The organism is Pseudomonas sp. Z1-29 (assembly GCF_051131995.1).
GTDB lineage: Bacteria > Pseudomonadota > Gammaproteobacteria > Pseudomonadales > Pseudomonadaceae > Aquipseudomonas.
Genome location: NZ_CP071645.1, coordinates 4,519,102 through 4,537,818, shown reverse-complemented (window position 1 = coordinate 4,537,818; position 18,717 = coordinate 4,519,102). Strand labels below are relative to the sequence as shown.

Sequence of the window (18,717 nt, the reverse complement as noted above, 5' to 3'; positions counted from 1 at the left end):
CTGGGCAACTGACGTGCTCCAGCAGCTTGAGGCGACACATGTTCAGAACCTTAGACAACGACCTGATAGGCATCCCAGGAATGTTTGGCGAGGGTGTATCCAACTGGCGTGGAGTGGCAAGGCTGCTCCGAACTCCTTGGTACCACTTGACCCTCAGCGTCGAAAACGAAGGTCGGCTCAGCGAGTGTGCTGTGATGATTGACGACACGCGTCAGCTTCAAGAAATTCTGGTGAGCCAAGGCCCCGACTTAAGTATCACCGAAGTCATGGCTGTGACGCCGTCCTGGATGAATAAGACCACTGGCTGGCAAATGGGGCGATTGACCAGGTTGAGCGTAGGCGAGGACAGAATTGGCGCTGAGGTTTGCGTCCTAGAGATGGGTGAGGGCGAGGTTTATCACACCTCGCACCAACCAGATTTCCAGATCGAAGCGCTGGCGAACGTAAGGCCTGTCTTTCTCTCAAGCATGATTCGATCAGCCTGAAATTTACCAGTAATCCTCCACGATACCAACGCGCCTGGTTGCGTGTGCAATTCCTGATATCTCCATACAGAACGCAGCCGGAGGGCAGTGATGCTCGACACGATAGATGTAAATTTCCACGGAAAGCGCCATACAGATTTCGACCTCTTGCGAATCATAAAAGCGCAAGAGCAGGGCTTCGACTTACCGGTTACCGCGTACCTATGTGGTGTATCCATAAGGGCGCGCGCAGGCATCGGTGTGGTGTTTGGCCACAAGCGGAAAGACCAGTATGGGCGGTTTGGCGATGGCCACCTGATCCGTACTTCAGATGTGCTGAAAGTCGAGCGCGAGGGTCGGTTCTGGGTAATGACGACCGAGAATAGCCGTTATGTCTTAGCGACTTTTCAGCGCCAAAATGGCCGCGCCAGCTTGCGTGATTTTTTGCGTACTACTAAGGGGCAGTACCATCCGACCCCTCGGATCTTGCAGTGATATTTCAACGGGAGCGAGGGGATCTCTCGGCCTACTGTTGTGAGTTTGAGATCAAGGTGGCTTCATGCTCCTGAAGAAAGGCGAGGTCGTCACAGTGGCGTCCGGTATCTTTGAGTCTTACAGCCGGGAAGGGCCGTTTGTAGCGACTCAAGATTTCGACCTTGGTGCATGCGTTGCCAAGGCCGTATCTGCTGCTGCAGAAACTTGGGAAGTAACCGGAGTGCTTTGGGAGGTTCCTCGGATGCTTGTTGAGCAAGGTTTCCTTGTAGAGCTACCTTGTCGACGAATTCACTTGGGGTCATTAGGTGGAGTCGAACTGACGGAAGAGTAGAAGGACTTTTGATTGGGCGTTTTTGATAAGCCTCGATCGCTACAAATGGGCGTTGAGTCGCTTGCCGAGGGTTCCTTGCGTGCCCCTTCGGGGGCGGCTGTCGTATACCAAGCCTCTGCGTGGCTTGGCCCTAGCGGGCTTCCATCTTCACGTCTTCGGCTGAAGGGCTGCGCGCTCCGCTTGCCTATACTACCGAGTATTGCAGGTTCGTAATGTTCAGTTCTTTTTCTGGATCTCAGTCATCCGCAAATGCCTCAAGCGCGGCAAGCAGCCTAGCTAGCTCAGTAAGGGTGGCAGAGACGATGTCATATTCTCCTCGACTACTCAGCCGATATACCTCTCGAGCCTTTTTGACCCGTTCCAGTAGAGAAACAACAATGCCTGACGCTCTCTCAAGAAATTCGTTAATGTCTGCCCGTGTTTGAGGAATCTTGTAGCCTTTGGCTGCGCTTGTGATGATGACGTCCGCATCCCGCAGCATGGCAATGCCACTGGATCGGATTCTCTGGCCGTTGACCTCTCCCAATCCGCTGTCTTTTAGATGGGCCATGATCTCCGTAGTCAGCACGTAATCCTTGGTGACGAATTCGCTTTGAAATCTTAAGAATCGCAGGATACTCAATTGCAGACGCTCATCCTCATCAGGGTGTTCACCAGCCCGCTCGCTAACGATCAGCCTGGCGGAGAGCTTCTCGGTGTACCTGGTAGTCTGCATAACCAGATTCATCCGCCGGCGGTGGCAGAAGAGACTGGTACTTGGATGGCCACTCAAGCATTCCAATAGTCAGGTTGCGTAGGATCTTTTTGTAGGCAAGAACTGCTTCTTCCGAAGCTTTCTCCTCGTAGATCTGAGCGACTGATCCAGCAAACAAATCTGCAACCTGAACCAAAACGTTGTCCTTACTGGCCATCGTCTGGAAGGCATCCTTATCGCCAAATAGGTCGTCCACGAATCGTTCTGCAACGTAGCTTTTGAGGCTCTCCTGAAATTCCTGGCCACCATGCTCGTCTACGATCATCTGGAGGTCAGGGTATGCGCGAAACAAACGTTCATAGAGCAACCCGTTCACGTATTTTATGAACGAGGTCTTGATACGGAGGCCGCCGTCTTTGTGAATTCGGGACTTATCAACGACGGTGAAATAGAGCTTGAATGGCAGCTCAGCTAGCTCGTTGAGGATTCGGGCACGGCGATCTGAATCTTTGGGCTTCAGATTGCTAGATTTGATCTCGCCTGTTTGAAAATGACGCGTGCGGAGTGCTTCAGCTTGAGCATAAGCAGCTTCCAGATCTTTCTCTGCCACCAGAATGGAGCACACGATGAAGAAGCCCGAGCTTCCTCCCTTTGACGTATCAAGGTCGGGATTCCCGGACTCATCCGAAAGCATATGTTCTGTCCATGAGCTTGCTCCATCAACAACGTACTGAGCGCGGTGGGTCGCCCAATGGCAAGGTGGCGAACTTAGTTCGTCGCAGTGGTGCTGCCTGGAGCGGGGCCTTCGCTGAACGTGTAGTTGATGACCACGTCATTTCGGATCAAGACGTCGAGTGTTTTCTGAGTGCCCGTAGTCGTCACCTTCATGGTGACCACGTAGCTTTGGGCATGGGCTGAGCCATTGGTGTAGGTATAGATCCACTTCTCGTCAGTCTCGCTGACTGCGCTCTTGGCGTAGGGCTCACCAAACAGCGACTTCAGCTCAGAGGTGGTGGTTTTGCCTTTGGTGATGCTCGCGACACTGGCCGAAGGGAAGTCTCGGCCTGCGGTGTAGTGAGACGTAGCGCAACCGCCCAGTGCGACGCACATCCCGATAACTGCGATGAGCTTTTTCATATCCTTCCTTGATTCTAGAAAGCTCCAAATCTAGCTGGCAGCCAGGCTAAAAGCCATCGTCATCTCGATCTTCCGCGCTCCTACTCGCCCGACAGGGCACTACGCATCGATATAATGCTCGTGTCCCAGATGACCGGAGAAAAAGCTCCGATCATTGAGATCTAATGCGATCAAGCAAACGTACTACCTACGCGCAGGTGCTTTGCAGGTGCGTATTATCTGATTTATCGCTACCTTCCTTGGAACCACTCGATAGGGATTACGCACATGGATGTTGGAATGGCCCACGCAATCGAGGCTGCAGAAGCCGAGTATTTGTGCTCCCGCGTTGAGGGCTTGTCGCGGGTGAGTGGAAACCCTTTCGGTGCTCGCGTGTTTTTCAACGAAGCTTTTCCATGCTTTCAAGTGAATGCGTCGCCTAGCCCGATGTTCAATCGCATCTACGGCGACATCACCAGTAGCCCCCAGCCACTTTTGAGCTTGCTCAAGAACTCAGCAGAATATTCAACCGTGACGCCTCTCATTGGAAAGCCTTCGTCCTTGGAGCAGTTCGCTTCTGTGGACGGGAGGCGACTAGAACGCTTGAGAGGTTGGACGCACCTGCAGCTCGCGTGCGCCATCAAGGACGTAGTCTTGAGCCACCACTCGTTTGAGATCGAAGAAGCCACCTCACACACTCTTCCTGCGTTCGCAGCTGTTCATGCGGGTGGATTTCATACCAAGCCAGAGCATCGTCAGTTGAGCCAGGCCTGTTTTGCAGGGCTACTGTCTAATGATCGTCTGAAAATTTACGTCCTTAAAGCTGATGGACATGTAGTTGCAGGAGCGTTGATGTACCTCGCCTGTAATGGAGTTGCATACCTCGGGACGGCTGCCACCCGAAAAGATGCACGAGGCTTAGGCTATCATGGAGCCCTGATATCTCATCGCATAGAGCAAGCAAAGAATTACGGCAGTTTGGTGATCGCCGCAACTGCGCTTCCCAGTTCGCAAAGTCGCCGTAACTTGCAGCGCACGGGGCTTGCGACATCTCACTTTCAAGCGCTATATCGCTTAGCAGATAGTTGATGTATGCCGATGAAGGAGCATCTGCTATTGGCCGACCTCTGCCGTCACGATGGGCGGGAGTCGGCCAGAAACTGTCAGTCGACTGGTTAGAGTGGGACGGTTACGCTGACGTTTTTCGCATGACTGGAAAAGCGTATGACAGAGGTGTACCAAGGACGCTGCTTATGCGCAGCCGTCAGCTACGAGCTATCCGCCACACCGAAAGCAGTGAGCCATTGTCATTGTCGCCAATGCCGCAAAGGTCACGGGGCAGCATTCGCTTCGTACGGCAGCGTTCCCCGTAACGCACTACGGATACTTTTCGGCGCCACCAGCATCAAAATCTATACATCCTCAGAGACAGTGTTGCGCGAATTCTGCACGCATTGTGGCTCGACATTGTTCTGGTCACGATCTCAAGGCGAGTTTGCCGACTGGATTTCGATAGCACTGGGCACGCTCGACACGCCCTTCATGCCTGAAAAGCAAAAACACGTTCATGTCGACTCCGCAGTCCACTGGTACACGCCATCCCAATTATGCTTCCAGGTCGGCTGACTGCTTTGAGTCAATCTCAGCTGGTCACGATAGGCAGAAAACGGCCAAAAGCGGCCCTTCAATCTCGCTATTCATCTATCTCCCGAGCGTGCGAAATTACTAGCCATCCAATTTCTCTCAAAGGCAGGCTCATGACCTCCACCCTGGCAGACTTCTCATTGCTCTGCGAACTGGTGCCTGAGCCGGGTGGCCCAGATATCTTTGACTCGGAGCGGGGTTATCATTGGATTATGGTTTTTCAAATTGAGCTTTGGGGTAAGGAGCAACAACACATGAAGCAAAACCTTATTTTGGTCATTGCGATGGCGCTGGGAACCACCTCCACGGCCTACGCCAACTCACGGATAGCAAACATAGATTCCTTGGAAAGTAGCTATGTAAAATGCATAGAGACACGTTTTGAGAACAACTGCTGGGACAAGGCGTTTATCGGTCACTTCGACAAGTGGCAAAAAAACGAAACCACAATAATAACCAAAAGCCAAGAGGCCTACCTGGCTTGGCTGGATGGGCACTCCGTGTACAAAGTTCACATCATCCCAAGTGTTAAACGAGCCGGAGTATTCGAGAATAGAAACTATCTAGTTGAACGAGATGATGGCGAAGTCATAGGCCTGCATGTTGGCTATAGAAAAGTTTTAGGCAGTTGGTACATATATGCCCTTCAAGGCGGGTCTGATGACACATTTATTCGATCAATACTCGACATGCCCGCTCCAGAAACACCCCCCACTAAATGATAGAAATCATCTCGTCCAATCCAGTCGCCTTCAGAGTTCACTGGTATAAGCCATCAGCTCATCGCCTCAGATCGAGTGACCGCAATGGGTCGAAAACTGCCCTTGAGAAAAGGCAGCTTTTGGCCAGAAGTAGCCCATCGCGATCAGAAACGTTTGACGACAACGCGTCGCTCTCGCACTCTGTTTTGCCCCCTATTCTTCACTAGACTTCCCTATGTCATTCGCAACCGTAGTGCTGCTTGACTCCTGGCCACAGCCAAGTACGTCGCCCGAACCCATCGTGTTTGCCACGGACATGCAGCTATGTTTACGGTATTGCACCGCTGGGGAAGAAATAGCTGTAATCCATTTTCCCCTAGTTAAAAAAATTCAGTTCGGCTCACCAAACGACGAAGCTTTGGGCGGTCATCCGCTTATTGGACTTGGCCTCAAGCATTACCAAATTCATCGAATAGATAATTCGCCTTGGCTAGCAGAGCTTGAGCAGAGAAACGCCATTCATCCGCTACACGATAGACAGCGGTTTCTAAAAGATGCCATCCATTATGTCTTCACGTTTCAGGACTCTACCCTAGAATGCATCATAATTGAGGGGCAGTTCTGGCATCCAAAAGTACAAGTCTTTACCTCGGAGCAGAAGGCAAGCGATGCCTGGCGAAAACTGATAAATGACGTGGGCGCATGATCCCAATAGTCACGAGTGGATGCCCGCCTTGGGTCTGCATCTGCCACTCGCATCGCTCACAGTACGCGCCCAACGCGCCCTCGATCAGCCAAAAAGGATTCACACCTAATCAGGGACGATGAATGAAACCAATAGAAATTCAACACATCACTCACCTGCCGGCGGAAGTTCTTACTTTGGAGAAAGAGGCAATTGCAGAAGGGTTCAGATTTCTGACGCGCCTGATTTCGGAATGGCATTCAGGAAAGAATCGCTTCAACGCGCCCGGTGAATGTCTCATGGCAGCGTATTCGAACCAGCAATTGATAGGAATCGGAGGGCTATCAGTTGATCCCTTTAATCAGACCAATACCGCAAGGCTACGGCGAGTGTACGTGGCGCCTGCGGCAAGAAATCAACATGTCGGTCACGCGCTGGTAAAGGCGTTGGTTGCACACGCCGCTCTTCACTTTCAGAAGGTGCGTCTTTCTATCGATACTTCTGCAGGCGATGCGTTTTACCTGCGCTGCGGCTTCATGCGAACAGAAGACGCCCATGCCACCCACATCATGGAGCTGGTCAACCCCTGACCCGGGAGCTTTCGGCCAATAGCGGGCGTTCCCAAGCGACAGCTAACGGCCAAAAAGCAAACAGTAGACCTGCTGCTCATGTCTTCGTAAAGTGCTCACCATCCAAGCTGAATTGTCTACTATCTACACGTGAAAGTAATCGATTAGTAAACAGATTGTTCTGACTGCGGGGATTCGGTCGGCCGGAAGGAGAGAATGATGCGTGTGATAATTAAGGAGAACTGTATTGAAGGACAAACTGGTCGTGCTTGCGATGAAAATAAAGCTGACGCGCTGGATTTTGATATTTTCTTTGAGGTTCCCGTGGCTCGCGCCTAGCCTTTTGCGGTTTATTGGAAAGGATTATGGCGAGCAGGACAGCGAGGTAATGCGAGAGATTCATAGCAAAGAAAATCGCATTCTAACTGCCAGTATGTTTGAAGGTGAAGTTTCTTGGAAAGGTATAAGCTTTGTTGCAGAAATTGGGCGTGAGGATTTAGATAAAGTTCACAGGTGGATGAGTGGACAGCCGCGCGCAGGAGGAAATTACAGTTCAATGCACGAAAAGGTGATAAAAAGTAAAGATTTAATTGGTGCCAGTTACATTAATCTAGGTTTAGTGTCTTTTGATCGCGCAACAATGTTTTCGGTTGGATGCGTAAGTATCGCGGCTCAACTACCTAAAAGCTGTTATATAACTCTTCTGAGGTTAAGAAATGGGGCTTGCTATATTTCTCTTTACGTGAGCTTCGATGAGTCTGTTAACTCGCTAGTTTCTGATGTTGACGTTCGCCATGTTAAGCGATATGAAGTATTTCAATCTTTCAACCCGTTCTCCCCAAAATTTGCAATAACTGAGCATCACGACAGACGATCTGTAATTGAAGATTTTTTGTATAGCAAGGCAAATGAAGTAGTAGTTGAGGCTAAGCAAGCGATTCAAGCGCTGCTGGAAGTTTGGGGCATAAAAAGAAAGGCTGATGAGTTTTCGAAGGTTGCCGATTTTTTCAGAGAGGATGTAGGTTCTTATTTTGAGGATTCTCCATCATTGGAAAACGAGAAGGCCAGCACCTCTATTGTAGTAATTGAACGCGATAGAGGCCTGTTTCTGACAAGTCCGCTGAGTGAAGAATCATCAGAAGAGTACATAGAAAACTACGTCCCGAGTCAATTTGGACTAGATGCAATTTTTTTGAAGAGCCAAGTAACCTTGGAAACTGAAAGCTTCCATCGTTATAATTTTAAGCTCATTGGAGTGAGTGACAATTATAGCTATATAGCAATCCTGACAGAAATATATTCACGATTCAAAAAGTGCACAAGCAAGGTAAGTCCTGTTTTCCTAGGTGGCAATAGAAAAGAAGAGCGCGATCTAAAAAAATTACTGGACGCAGGACTAGAGCTGAACGTAATTGAGGAAAGATTGACTGCTGTTGAAGAGGGGTTACATTGGTGTGAAGAAAAATATCGAAAATTTACGCGCAATCGAATAGCTGGTATTCGCTCCCATGTCTCTTCATTTCGAAAGGACGTAGAAAGGCGTAGGGACTTGAATAATGGAAAACTGCAAGTAAAAAGTTTAATTTGGATGCGGCGCTACTCGATAATGGTATTTGTCTTCGTGCTGGTGCAAATTGCTTTATCACTGCTCAATGTTGATTGGACAGATTCCGGTAGAAGTAAAAATCCAATTTATATTAATCTTTTCCATAATGCAAAGTAAGTTTAATTCATAATGTCGATCAAGCAGTAAACCTCCGAACTTACATTTAAGTGCTGGGGGGCAGTGGCTGCAGCACCATCGATTTTAGGTGCTGGGGAGCGACAGCTTTTGGCCGATGGCTGCCACTCGCGCCAACAATTAAATACCACTCGCGATGATGCCGACTCGGAGGCAGTGCTCGCTTTTAACCCGGCTGGACAGCTGTCCATCCCTTACCCTTACTCGACGATGCTTTATCACCCGCCATGCACACGCTTACCTGAAGGCGTTTCATTTTTGCAAATACTTGAGGACTCAGCGCTTGGCCGTACAGTTGCGACAGTTGGGCACTGCGAGCGATGGACTCCTGATAGTTTCGGCTGGCATCGGCTTCGCAGCTATCGATGTCGGCTTTAAAGGTGGCTTGCTGGGAGGAGACATCCACTCCCGGTTTCTCGAATCTTGTACCATCGTAGCTTTGGCGGTTGTAGTCGATCTTGGCCGTTGACGTAGAGGGTGCTGAGGCACATCCGGCAAGGATTACGGAAATGAGAGCGGCAATGAGGTGGGTTTTGCGCATGGAGCTTCCTTGGGCTTACGGCTTGGGCCATCGAGCGTTATTAATATGAGGATGGTATCGGCGCCGAGTGTCAGTCCCTTGAGGATTTTTCTGTATATTCCCCTTCCGAGGCGATCCGATATTTACTTTGGGAACTACACCATCCGAGCTGTTGCCACCGGTAATCGGCAGCTTTCGGCCAAAAGCGGCGTTCGATCACTACCCTCCAGCCGAAGAGCGAAAACCTCTCGATCAGTGAAAGCTAGTCTCTAAGGGTACGCATTATTTCCTCTACCACCGGCTTCGTGTATTTCTCACTGGGGTCAGTTTCCGGTGGGTCGTTACTGCGGAACCATTCACCTTGATCGAATGCTTGGTAAAGCGAGAAAGCGGGCTGAGGCATGTCGTTAGTCATGCCTACTTCAACCACAGCAGTTATGATGCCGTTCATAACGCCGTTGCAAAAATCATAGAGCAGAGATCCTTGTAGATAGCCTTCCGCAACCGCGACGGACAGCTCGTTCAGCACATCATGCGGTGCAACGGCGAACCATTTCGCAAATGGGGACAAGATCACTCAGCGTTAAACCGTCTGCTTCCGCTTTCACCGACAGTTCCTTGAGTTCGTTCTTCGGTAACACCATGATCATGAGCTTCTTCCGGTTAGGTGCGAAGATAGCGCTTACAGAGTGGCCGCACAGCGCTGCCACACGTCAGTTCCATGCTGCAATACGGATTCATGGTCGGTCAACTTCAGCTACAGGCAATGTCCGCTTTGGGTCGATTGTATCCTTTCGTACAGCCAGCATTTAGAGGGCTGCTCATCGGCTTGGTCGCCTACACCCTTGCACCCATTCGAGCGACACACCATCCTAGCGCCGTTGCTTGAGACACGATATCGCGCCCTGATCTGACACCATTATCTCTATAACTTGGATCGAACAAGTGACTTGCTGGATGCTTACATCTCACTGACTATCTGGGTAAGGCGATTGCGTATGTTAACTCAGTAATCGAATGAGATCGGGCAGTTACTACTGCCCGATACGTGCAGGACATGTTGCCGCACGCCTACAGGTTTGAGGCGCCAGCCGTTTGCGGTTCACCGCCAAGCATTCGGTTAAGATCCATTAGCCAGGTAAACGTCTGCAAGACTCAATTCTACCGACACATTGCGCCCTCGCAACGCAGGGAATTAAAATCATAAACTGCGGAATGTCCCGGTTGGCCGCTCGGTAGGGGGACGCCCTTGGGTACGTAAAACGTGACCGCGTTGCCGCCGTACAATCCGGCCGGGAAGGTGAAGGCTTTCAATATCACGTAGGCCTTGTAAACGCTCGGCGACGGGCGCGTTGCAACTGCTCCGGCTACGGGAGGAACATCGCGCCTGGGGCTACTCGCTACCTTGGCATCAATCCAAGCCTGAGCATCAGCACTTGTGGCAGCCCGTAGCGAGCCGTTTTTCACTGCTACGTCGATGCCCGCCTGGCCGGCCAGCGGCGCCTGTTTATCGCGCAGGGACTCGGGGCTCACCGTTGAAGACGTGACGAGCCTCGCGTCCGCGCCGAAGGGCAAACCAACCGAAATTTTGCCAGATTGGTCGCCGGGATAAACCATCGTCACGGGCTGACCGAACAATTTTCGGGATAAGGGATTCAGGTATTCGTTAGCTTCTGCGGTCACGTAGGAAGAACCGCATGCTCCTTTGTTGTGGTAGCTGCTGTTGAGAATGGGTATCTTGGAATCGAGTCCGGCCACTGCTTGGCGGTGATAGCCAGACACGTAGACAGCGACGATGTTAGTGCCCTGAGTCCAGCCGATATTCCACACCGTCGGCTCATAGGCGCCGAGTATTAACGCCACAGGTTTGTCAGGGCTGTTGACAGCAATGTCGAATTGGGTGGCCTGATGGCCGCTCTGGTCAATCTGAAAGGGCACCTCACGCCCGGAATAGGCGCCCGCCGCATAGACTGTTAGCCCTGCTGGGGCCTTGAAGCTTTCAAAGCCGCAGCTCGGCGGAGCACCTGCCTGAACAGCCGTTGGTGCGGAGTCGAACTTGAACGACTCCAAATCGTCTGCGTAGACAGCGATCGTGGCACTCATCAATGCCGCAGCAATCCCTACTTTCATATCCCTTCCTTCAGCGAGTGAAAATCCCGCTCACAGTACCCTTGCGAAGACGTTAAAACACCATCTGGTCAGCGGAATCGGAGAGTTTTTTGAGTCACGCGCGAAAGCAGGCCTACCTGTTAATTTGGGCCTGGCCGTTCTGGGTGAATCTGTAATGCAGCCCTCACGGCAGTCAGAAAAACGAATGTCCGCTCCTGGCCGTAAGCAGCGGTTCAAGCGCCTCGTTTTTAGGGCGGAAGATGTCCATCGCGTCGTTGCTACTTGGCTCTCACCGTCCACAACTGATCTAGTTTCGTCGTGTAGCTCTGACTCATCAGCTCCCGACGCATTGCCCAACCAGGTGTCGCCGGCACGCTGGCTAATCGAAGCACTCCCTTTCCCCACCGGCTGTTGATCTCATCCAGCACCCCCATCACTTTGTCCGCGATCACAGGCTGCGAATGCGCAAAGAGATCATCAGTAAATTCGCCTGGCTGTCGCAAATCCATCAGGAGAATCTCCGCCTTGCTGTACTTGTAGCCCGGACGGAAGAGGCGATTGACCGCTTCCGTAGCAGCTTTGGTCATCAGCCGCACGTCGTTGGTGGGATACGGCAATTCCACCAAGGCGCCGTTCGCATACTTCGCTTCCTCGGGATTAAACATTCCTGTCCTAATGCTCACGCGGATCTTCTTGCATAGCGAGTTTTGTGCTCGAAGCTTTTCCGCCGCGCGTTGCGTGTAGGTAGCGACAGCTTCCTTGATGGACTCAATCTCGGTGAGCCGCGTGCCGAACATCCTGCTACAGCAAATCTCCTGCTTCGGCGGGTCAGCTTCGCCCAGTTCGAGACATGAAGTGCCGGCGAGTTCGCGAGCCGTCTTCTCGATCACCACGCTGAATTTCTGGCGAAGCACCCAGGGGTCGGCTTTTGCCAAGTCCATTGCGGTCTTGATGCCCATCGTTTCCAGGTGAGCCTTCATGCGCCTCCCGATACCCCAGACCTCGCCGACATCGGTGTTGCGCAACGTCCAGTCCCGTTTGAACGGATCGCACAGATCCACCACACCACCGGTAATATCCAGTAGCCGCTTGGCTGTATGGTTCGCCAGCTTGGCCAAGGTCTTGGTGTGAGCGATCCCCACCCCGACTGGAATGCCCGTTCGCTTAAAAAGCGCGGATCGCATTTTTCGGCCAAAAGCAGATAAGTCACCCGGCACGCCAGTCAGATCGGCAAACGCTTCGTCAATGCTGTAGACCTCAAGCGCTGGCACCATCGATTCGATGATAGTCATGACGCGCTCGCTCATGTCGCCGTATAGCGCGTAGTTACTGCTGAACGCTACAACACCATGCCGGCGGAGATGGTCTTTGATCTGGAAGTACGGCTGACCCATTTTCACGAAAGGCTTTGCATCGTAGCTACGCGCAATCACACAGCCGTCGTTGTTGGACAGCACCACGATAGGTGTCTTAGCGAGGTCGGGTCTAAAGACTCGCTCGCAGCTTGCGTAAAACGAGTTGCAGTCAATCAGGGCGAAGACAGGTTCAGGTGTTGTCATGATCGCGGACGCTGTATTTCACTACACCCCAAATCATGAGTTCGTCGCCTTCCATCACGTGCCTTGCCGGATACTTGGGATTTTCCGACAGAAGTATTACTGCGTTGTCGCGCAAATGCAGACGCTTGAGCAATGGCTCAGAGTTAAGGGCAGCTATGACGATGTCCCCACTGATCGGATCTATGCTTCGATCAACCACCACCATATCCCCCGAATAGATCCCCGCGCCCTGCATGCTGTCGCCATCAATCCTCACGAGGTAGACGTGGGGAGCTCGTATATCGAAGAGCTCATCTAGAGAAATGTGCTTTTCGATGTGATCAGCAGCGGGCGAAGGGAAGCCTGCAGGCACCTTGAATGAGTACAGAGGCAGCTTCTCGCCGCCGGTAGCCAGCGGGCCCAGAATGGTGATGCTCATGATGCAAACCTTAGAGTGGAAACTGTATATGTATACAGTTAACGATTTGGTTCGCTTGCGGTCAATCTCATAAGCACGACAATTCGACGGGTGACAGCATGTGCGGACGCTACTCGATCTACGAATCGATGGATCACTACCTCAAGGAGCTTGCGCCAAAGCAGCTAGTGATCAATGGCTATGACCTTTGGCCCATTGAGCGATACAACGTCGCGCCGGCGACGCGGGTAGAGATCATTCGGCCAGGGGGAGAGGGGTTGAGTGTCGACAAGGTCAAATGGGGATGGTCGCCCTTCTGGGCGAAGGGTAAGCGTCCCGACCCGATAAACGCCAGAGTCGAGACCGTCATCACCGGTAAGTTTTTCAATCAGCTCTGGCCAAACGGACGCGTGCTTGCTCCGGCGAATGGCTGGTTCGAATGGGTAAAGGACGAAGAAGATCCGAAGAAAAAGCAGCCGTATTTCATTACTCTGAAAGAGCAAATTCCGATGTTCTTCGCAGGGCTGGCCGAGGTGCGCGAAGGTATGGAGCCGGATGATCGCGACGGCTTTGTCATCATTACCGCCGCGAGTGATGAAGGCATGGTCGATATCCACGACCGCAAGCCCTTAGTCTTATCGCCGGAGCATGCGCGTGAATGGATCGACCCGGATACCTCACCTGAGCGAGCTCGTGAACTAGCGATGGAGCAATGCAGGCCCGCTACAGATTTTCATTGGTACAAGGTTGGTAAGGATGTCGGAAATGTTCGGAATCAGGGCTCGCATCTGATTCAGCCGCTTTCCTTGGCCTCTGATGTCGATGATTGAGCAGACGCGACACCGTAGCCCTGCAGAGGCCTCACGTTCTGTATAGGCACATCGACAGCTACCTCATTAGCCCAGCCGCGTTTGTTACATCGATTTAACCGATACCACTTCCACGTACCTGTACTTCTGCCTGGCAGCCCTCACAGCATCTTGCTCAGCAAGCAACGAACTCAGCGTGTCGGCCTCATGGATCAGCTCGTGCATCGTCCCCTCGAATTCGTTTCCAACCCGAAGCGTGACCCTGAGCCTAGGCGTGAACGGTTTCGCCGGCTTCTTCTTGGCTGCAGATACAGCTATCGGCTTGGTGATGACGACTTCTGCCACAGGTTCCGGTGCTGGAGGTGCAAGAACCTCTTCGGGCTTAGCCGTACCGAACAAAGCTCGGCGCATTTCTTCTTCAGTGAAATCAGCTTTCATAAAACGTCTCGATGGAGCAGCAATTAGCTCAAGTTTAGGAAGGCTTACATCAGGATGGGCTATGGAGCGGAAGGAGATTTCGCTTGCCCAGGTCAATTTCAAGACAAGACCCCCTCCAGGCTCGCGAAAGTTGCCCCTTAGACAGTAATGTAATGAGCCCGTCCGCTGGGTCACTGGCGTACCGGGCGTACAGCATCACTGTGCCCGGTAGCCCAACCGAGGGCGTCGTCACCGACAGCGCGGTGTTGTGAGCGCAATTGACCAGATGTCATGACTACACCGAGAACAATCAGCCCGCTGGGCCTCCGCAATTTGCTGAGAGAAACCGCAATTTACGCAGCAATACAGAGCCGACGCAGGCGCAGTTTCAAACTCGGCACGATGCTCTAATGGTAGGACGGACAGCCCAGGGCGCAAATCTTTTTGTTCGAAAAAATAAAGGCTGATGTCGCCGTCGGTCTCAACGAGACCGAGCCTTACTTGTCCGAGATGTTCCACCCCTTGCTGTCGTAACTCCATCAACAATTCGTTGGATGAGATGTTCAGCGTTTCTAAAGACTTGAGCTCATAGAGACCGTCACGGATGACGGTTACCGGAAGCCCATCCATCCAGGCTTCGAATCTTTTGCTCTTGGTCATCACTAAGACAGTAAGCCGGTAGAGAAGCAGGAGCGTGAGAAATACTACGGCGACCGGCAGCAGCGGAACGTCATGGTAGAAGGACACATCTCCTGCGGCGGAGCCCAATGTCAAAATCACGACCAGCTCAAAAAGTGAAAGCTGTCTGATCCCTCGTCGACCGCTGGATTTCAAAAAAAGAAACACTGCGAGAAAAGCGAAGGTGGCCCGGAAACCCACCTCCAGCAAAAACGTTAAGGGAAATTCGTCTATGAGCATCCGCTGGATATCAAAAGGCGACATCGTGACCTCGATTTTATTGTGAGAATAGTCGACGGATCGATTCAACATTTGATTCCAAAAGCTGGTACCAGAGTATTCAGCGGGGAATCGAACTTTGCGGTGGGGCTGCGACGCGTAGCGGCTTTATCAAAGGCTGGCGCCATATCACGCACTGCTACGTTGAGCTGGCTCGCCAGGTGAAATCGGTAATGCCGTATTTTTCGGCTTGAGGTTTGGACACCATCTTCAGTGGCGGGCGTCCAGGCCTGGGAATGGGGGCTGCGCCCGCATCGCAACTAGCCCAGTGCCAGGCATCAGCGTTTTGCATCGCTTTGCTACGGATGATGAAGGACTTCGGCACACCATGAAGCTTGTAGTTGATGACGAATAGATTGTTTTCCATGACTTACTCCGTCTGCGCATTGTTAACGGAGTCATCGGGCGCGGAAAAATTCAAAAAATTCAGGGACTTCAGCTCCGAATTGGCTTCATGAGCAGTAGTGTTGCAGACCTAGCGGGCTGAGCACCAACCATGTCCTGCCTAGCCTTACGATTTCGAGCCTGGTTCAGCGTTTGCTAATCGGTTTATCGGGCTGCAAAAGCTCCGCCACTGCCGTCACCAATTCATCAAGTGACCAAGGTTTGTGCAGGTAAATAGTTTGAGCTGGCACTTCGGTGCTCTCGATCAGATAACCCGAGGTAAGTATCGCAGCGATGTGAGGCCACCTGCCTTTGACCATCTCTATGAACTCGATGCCTTGGACTTGTCCGGGGACGCCATAATCGGCAATCACTATGGCGCATTGACCATGTGCTCCGAGCAGGTAGGTCAAGGCATCATCCGCCGTAGCGAACGAGACAGTCCTAGCGCCAATCTCATCCATGATATCGGTCATGAGCGACTGCAGAGTTGGGTCGTCCTCAATCACGATGACCTCGCCGCGAATCGGCAGCAATCCTTCCCAATTTACGTTCAAACAATCCTCCTCTCAAAGCCGACCAAACAAACGGAACGGTTGCATGAGTGTAAGCATAAATAGCGGGTGTGCGGTGGAAGCGCTTGGAGCACACGGGACACTCGACTCAGGTCGTGCCCCTACAGACGTCCTCGCAGCGTATTGAACGAGAGCTTGGCGCCTCGATTTTCTAGTCGCCTGAGTGGGCACCGAATTCAGATCCAATTGTGCGCCTAGGGCTAAGGATGCTGCTCAGCAATCCCATGATCTAGATCAAGCAGTGCGCATTTTTTCGAACCTTCCCCCCGAGGTATCTATCGAAACTATGAAGCCGGTCAACGCATCATCGAGACACAGACAAGCACTCCTTCGCAAAGTAGCTGGGGCAGTTGAGTCAAATTGGAGCATGCAACAGCTAGCAACCTAGGATTGATTCATGCAGCAAGAAAGCCACAACCACCAAGTCATCGTCATCGGTACTTCCAGCGGCGGTCTCGCTGCATTGCGTGAGTTTTTTGCCGAGCTTCCGTCTGATTTAAATGCGGCTGTCTTTGTCACGATGCACATCGGAGACCAACCTAGTGCTCTCCCTAACCTTCTTGCCCAAACGAGCCCATTGCCCGTCGCCTTCGCTGTGAATGAAGAACAGGTACAGACGGGTCGTGTATACATAGCGCCTCCGGACAAACATCTGCTTGTCAAAAAAGGAGCTATTCAGGTCGTTCGGAGCGCCAAGGAAAACCACTCGCGACCTGCAATTGATCCGATGTTTAGATCGGCTGCCATCAGCTACGGAAGTAGTGCCATAGGGGTGTTGATGACCGGCGAGCTTGATGACGGTGTAGTTGGGCTTCAGGCGATAAAGGCCTATGGCGGACTGGCTTTCGTACAAGATCCTAAGACTGCCGAAGCGCCCTCAATGCCGACGAACGCTCTGCGTCATGTGGTTGTGGACGGATGCCTGCCGGTCGCTGAGTTGAGTGAGAGGCTCGTACAGGTCATCAATCAACGCACAGCGGAGGCCACGGCGCCTTCTGAGTCAAAACGTATCGAGCCATTCGCTACGGAAAATGACCTGACTGAGAATTCCAGCAAGGGTGGCCTTTATGCGCTGAATGAGATCGGCCAAGTCGCAGGCCTGTCTTGTCCTGAATGCGGAGGCGCTCTGTGGGAGGTGAACGCTTCCTCTCTACGGTTTCGCTGCCATACAGGCCATGCCTATACCGCCGCCGCATTATTTCATGGGCAGGATGAAACGATTGAGGAAGCACTCTGGGTGGCCATTAGAGCCTTGCATGAAAAACAATTGCTCCTTGGTCGCCTCATGCAGAGCAGCAAAGATGGCGGGCGCATCGGTGCGTTACCAGAATATGAGCTTGCAAGTGAGGGACTCGAAAGCCACAAGGCGACTCTCCAAGCATTGGTTTCATCGTTACGTGCCGGTTGAACACGCGCCGAATCGGGTTGCGCCGTCCAGTAACGCGTGCGGCTCCGGTAAGGATGTCCACAAGATAATTTGAGGCTCTATCAGGCTGTCTATGGCCGGAAAAAACCGAGTTGTTATGAGGACTGCCTGTGCTAGAGCGCCTATAACAGCTCATCTACACGGCTTCACGAGTGAGGGAGGTAGCCCATGCCTAGCCGAATGATGACCGTTAAAGACTTGCAGGTGAATGTTTCAATCGCCGGGCAAGGCCCTCCGTTAATTCTACTCAATGGTCTGGGAGGTTTGATCAAAACCTTCGATGCTTTGCGCAACGAACTAGGCGACTACACAACGATCACGTTGGACGTGCCTGGTGTCGGCAAATCGCAGATGCCCCGCTGGCCGATGCGTTTGCCAAGTCATGCCGATCTGATCGCCGAAATGCTCAAGCAACTGAGCATCGACCATGTTGACGTATTCGGCGTGAGCTGGGGCGGGGCATTGGCGCAAGAGTTGGCTCTTCGTCATCCCACCATGGTACGAAGGCTGATCCTAGCGGCGACCTCTGCGGGCCCGGTGCTACTGGTAAAGCCCGCCGACATCCTGGAATTTTTTAGAGGGAACGCAGGCGACAAACAGCCCGCACGAGATGGTTCAGCCAATTCGACACAGGCCCTGCTGCGTTTCGGTGTTGTAAAGCGAATGCTCACCGTACGCCCGCGAACCTATCATCACCAGCTAGCCGCTTTGGTAGGCTGGACAAGTCTGCTGCGGTTATTCCGCCTGCGCTCGCGCACGCTTATTCTGATCGGCGACCGTGACACCCTGGTACAGCCTTATAACGCGCATATCCTGCGACGCTCAATTCCACAAGCCGAACTGCGCGTGCTCAAGGGCGAGGGGCATTTTTTCGTAGTGACCAGTGCCAGGCGAACTGCTGTTTTGATACGCGACTTTCTTTACCGGGAACAGAACGGTGAAGGCTCAGCGCCGGAGATTGCTAACCGCGCCGGTAAGCAACGCTTGCAGCGAGCCAAGACTGTTTAACCCTTGCCATGCTAAAGCTCTTCCTGCTGTGTAGCGGCTACAGCTCCTGCTTCGGGCATTTCCCCCACGTCCCTAGAAAACTCAAGGGGGTCTCCGTAAGCATCCAGAATGCCGCC

At 52.3% G+C, this 18,717-nt stretch carries 24 protein-coding genes; 12 read left to right on the top strand and 12 right to left on the bottom strand.

Translation table 11 applies throughout. From position 1 onward, the window contains the following. Positions 1–38: 38 nt before the first annotated feature. The 3 genes from J3P84_RS20655 to J3P84_RS20645 all read left to right on the top strand — a co-directional run bounded on the left by J3P84_RS20655 (position 39) and on the right by J3P84_RS20645 (position 1,290). Complete coding sequence (locus tag J3P84_RS20655) at positions 39–485, top strand: hypothetical protein (protein WP_434625543.1); 447 nt, start codon at positions 39–41, stop codon at positions 483–485. A 90-nt stretch (positions 486–575) separates the two neighbouring features. Beyond that, positions 576–959, top strand: a complete 384-nt coding sequence (locus tag J3P84_RS20650; RefSeq protein ID WP_400632578.1) for a hypothetical protein — start codon at positions 576–578, stop codon at positions 957–959. A gap of 64 nt (positions 960–1,023) precedes the next feature. Next, a complete protein-coding gene (locus J3P84_RS20645; RefSeq protein ID WP_434625541.1) occupies positions 1,024–1,290 on the top strand; it encodes a hypothetical protein in 267 nt (88 codons plus the stop codon). A 235-nt stretch (positions 1,291–1,525) separates the two neighbouring features. Here the strand turns inward: J3P84_RS20645 and J3P84_RS20640 are convergent, their stop codons facing one another. The 3 genes from J3P84_RS20640 to J3P84_RS20630 form a co-directional block, all read right to left on the bottom strand. Then, positions 1,526–2,005, bottom strand: a complete 480-nt coding sequence (locus tag J3P84_RS20640; protein ID WP_434625539.1) for a hypothetical protein — start codon at positions 2,003–2,005, stop codon at positions 1,526–1,528. Continuing rightward, on the bottom strand, positions 1,956–2,678 hold the full coding sequence (locus J3P84_RS20635; protein ID WP_434625537.1) for a DUF3800 domain-containing protein: 723 nt from the start codon (positions 2,676–2,678) through the stop codon (positions 1,956–1,958). Before J3P84_RS20635 ends, J3P84_RS20640 begins: the two co-directional genes overlap by 50 nt. Positions 2,679–2,752: 74 nt before the next feature. Next, positions 2,753–3,121 carry a hypothetical protein gene (locus J3P84_RS20630; protein ID WP_434625535.1) on the bottom strand — a complete coding sequence of 123 codons (369 nt, stop codon included), beginning with the start codon at positions 3,119–3,121 and terminating at the stop codon, positions 2,753–2,755. 267 nt (positions 3,122–3,388) lie between these two features. Here J3P84_RS20630 and J3P84_RS20625 point away from each other — a divergent pair, with 267 nt between their 5' ends. From J3P84_RS20625 to J3P84_RS20600, 6 genes are all read left to right on the top strand, one after another. Then, positions 3,389–4,189 carry a GNAT family N-acetyltransferase gene (locus J3P84_RS20625; RefSeq protein WP_434625533.1) on the top strand — a complete coding sequence of 267 codons (801 nt, stop codon included), beginning with the start codon at positions 3,389–3,391 and terminating at the stop codon, positions 4,187–4,189. A 135-nt stretch (positions 4,190–4,324) separates the two neighbouring features. Beyond that, positions 4,325–4,726: a GFA family protein gene (locus J3P84_RS20620; RefSeq protein ID WP_434603090.1), complete on the top strand. Its 402-nt coding sequence runs from the start codon at positions 4,325–4,327 to the stop codon at positions 4,724–4,726. Between the two features lie 131 nt (positions 4,727–4,857). Then, on the top strand, positions 4,858–5,466 hold the full coding sequence (locus tag J3P84_RS20615; RefSeq protein WP_434625531.1) for a hypothetical protein: 609 nt from the start codon (positions 4,858–4,860) through the stop codon (positions 5,464–5,466). Between the two features lie 214 nt (positions 5,467–5,680). After that, positions 5,681–6,151, top strand: a complete 471-nt coding sequence (locus J3P84_RS20610; protein WP_434625529.1) for a hypothetical protein — start codon at positions 5,681–5,683, stop codon at positions 6,149–6,151. Positions 6,152–6,273: 122 nt separating this feature from the next. Further along, positions 6,274–6,720: a GNAT family N-acetyltransferase gene (locus J3P84_RS20605; protein ID WP_434625527.1), complete on the top strand. Its 447-nt coding sequence runs from the start codon at positions 6,274–6,276 to the stop codon at positions 6,718–6,720. Positions 6,721–6,946: 226 nt separating this feature from the next. Then, positions 6,947–8,422, top strand: a complete 1,476-nt coding sequence (locus tag J3P84_RS20600) for a hypothetical protein (protein WP_434625525.1) — start codon at positions 6,947–6,949, stop codon at positions 8,420–8,422. Between the two features lie 184 nt (positions 8,423–8,606). Here the strand turns inward: J3P84_RS20600 and J3P84_RS20595 are convergent, their stop codons facing one another. The 5 genes from J3P84_RS20595 to J3P84_RS20575 all read right to left on the bottom strand — a co-directional run bounded on the left by J3P84_RS20595 (position 8,607) and on the right by J3P84_RS20575 (position 13,046). Continuing rightward, the gene (locus J3P84_RS20595; RefSeq protein WP_434603095.1) at positions 8,607–8,981 is read right to left on the bottom strand and encodes a hypothetical protein; all 375 of its coding nucleotides are present in this window, start codon (positions 8,979–8,981) and stop codon (positions 8,607–8,609) included. A gap of 241 nt (positions 8,982–9,222) precedes the next feature. Then, the gene (locus J3P84_RS20590; protein WP_434625523.1) at positions 9,223–9,531 is read right to left on the bottom strand and encodes a hypothetical protein; all 309 of its coding nucleotides are present in this window, start codon (positions 9,529–9,531) and stop codon (positions 9,223–9,225) included. A gap of 590 nt (positions 9,532–10,121) precedes the next feature. Then, positions 10,122–11,090 (bottom strand): hypothetical protein, encoded by a 969-nt coding sequence (locus tag J3P84_RS20585; protein WP_434625521.1) that lies wholly within the window; start codon positions 11,088–11,090, stop codon positions 10,122–10,124. A gap of 257 nt (positions 11,091–11,347) precedes the next feature. Continuing rightward, positions 11,348–12,628, bottom strand: coding sequence for a translesion error-prone DNA polymerase V subunit UmuC (umuC, locus tag J3P84_RS20580; RefSeq protein ID WP_434625519.1), 1,281 nt, complete (start codon positions 12,626–12,628; stop codon positions 11,348–11,350). Continuing rightward, positions 12,615–13,046 (bottom strand): LexA family protein, encoded by a 432-nt coding sequence (locus J3P84_RS20575; protein WP_434578001.1) that lies wholly within the window; start codon positions 13,044–13,046, stop codon positions 12,615–12,617. The genes umuC and J3P84_RS20575 overlap by 14 nt, the downstream gene beginning before the upstream one ends. A gap of 98 nt (positions 13,047–13,144) precedes the next feature. Here J3P84_RS20575 and J3P84_RS20570 point away from each other — a divergent pair, with 98 nt between their 5' ends. Then, positions 13,145–13,855 (top strand): SOS response-associated peptidase family protein, encoded by a 711-nt coding sequence (locus tag J3P84_RS20570; protein WP_434577999.1) that lies wholly within the window; start codon positions 13,145–13,147, stop codon positions 13,853–13,855. 84 nt (positions 13,856–13,939) lie between these two features. Here the strand turns inward: J3P84_RS20570 and J3P84_RS20565 are convergent, their stop codons facing one another. The 4 genes from J3P84_RS20565 to J3P84_RS20550 all read right to left on the bottom strand — a co-directional run bounded on the left by J3P84_RS20565 (position 13,940) and on the right by J3P84_RS20550 (position 16,149). Continuing rightward, positions 13,940–14,272, bottom strand: coding sequence for a hypothetical protein (locus J3P84_RS20565; protein ID WP_434581271.1), 333 nt, complete (start codon positions 14,270–14,272; stop codon positions 13,940–13,942). 228 nt (positions 14,273–14,500) lie between these two features. Continuing rightward, entirely contained in the window at positions 14,501–15,193 is a 693-nt protein-coding gene (locus J3P84_RS20560; RefSeq protein ID WP_434577998.1) for a DUF421 domain-containing protein, read from the bottom strand. 154 nt (positions 15,194–15,347) lie between these two features. Further along, positions 15,348–15,575, bottom strand: a complete 228-nt coding sequence (locus tag J3P84_RS20555) for a DUF6555 family protein (protein WP_434625517.1) — start codon at positions 15,573–15,575, stop codon at positions 15,348–15,350. Between the two features lie 163 nt (positions 15,576–15,738). Then, positions 15,739–16,149, bottom strand: a complete 411-nt coding sequence (locus J3P84_RS20550; protein ID WP_434577996.1) for a response regulator — start codon at positions 16,147–16,149, stop codon at positions 15,739–15,741. 415 nt (positions 16,150–16,564) lie between these two features. On the opposite strand from J3P84_RS20550, the gene J3P84_RS20545 reads away from it, so the two are divergent. After that, positions 16,565–17,575 (top strand): chemotaxis protein CheB, encoded by a 1,011-nt coding sequence (locus J3P84_RS20545; RefSeq protein WP_434625515.1) that lies wholly within the window; start codon positions 16,565–16,567, stop codon positions 17,573–17,575. 186 nt (positions 17,576–17,761) lie between these two features. Beyond that, entirely contained in the window at positions 17,762–18,601 is an 840-nt protein-coding gene (locus J3P84_RS20540; RefSeq protein ID WP_434577993.1) for an alpha/beta fold hydrolase, read from the top strand. Positions 18,602–18,717: the final 116 nt, after the last annotated feature.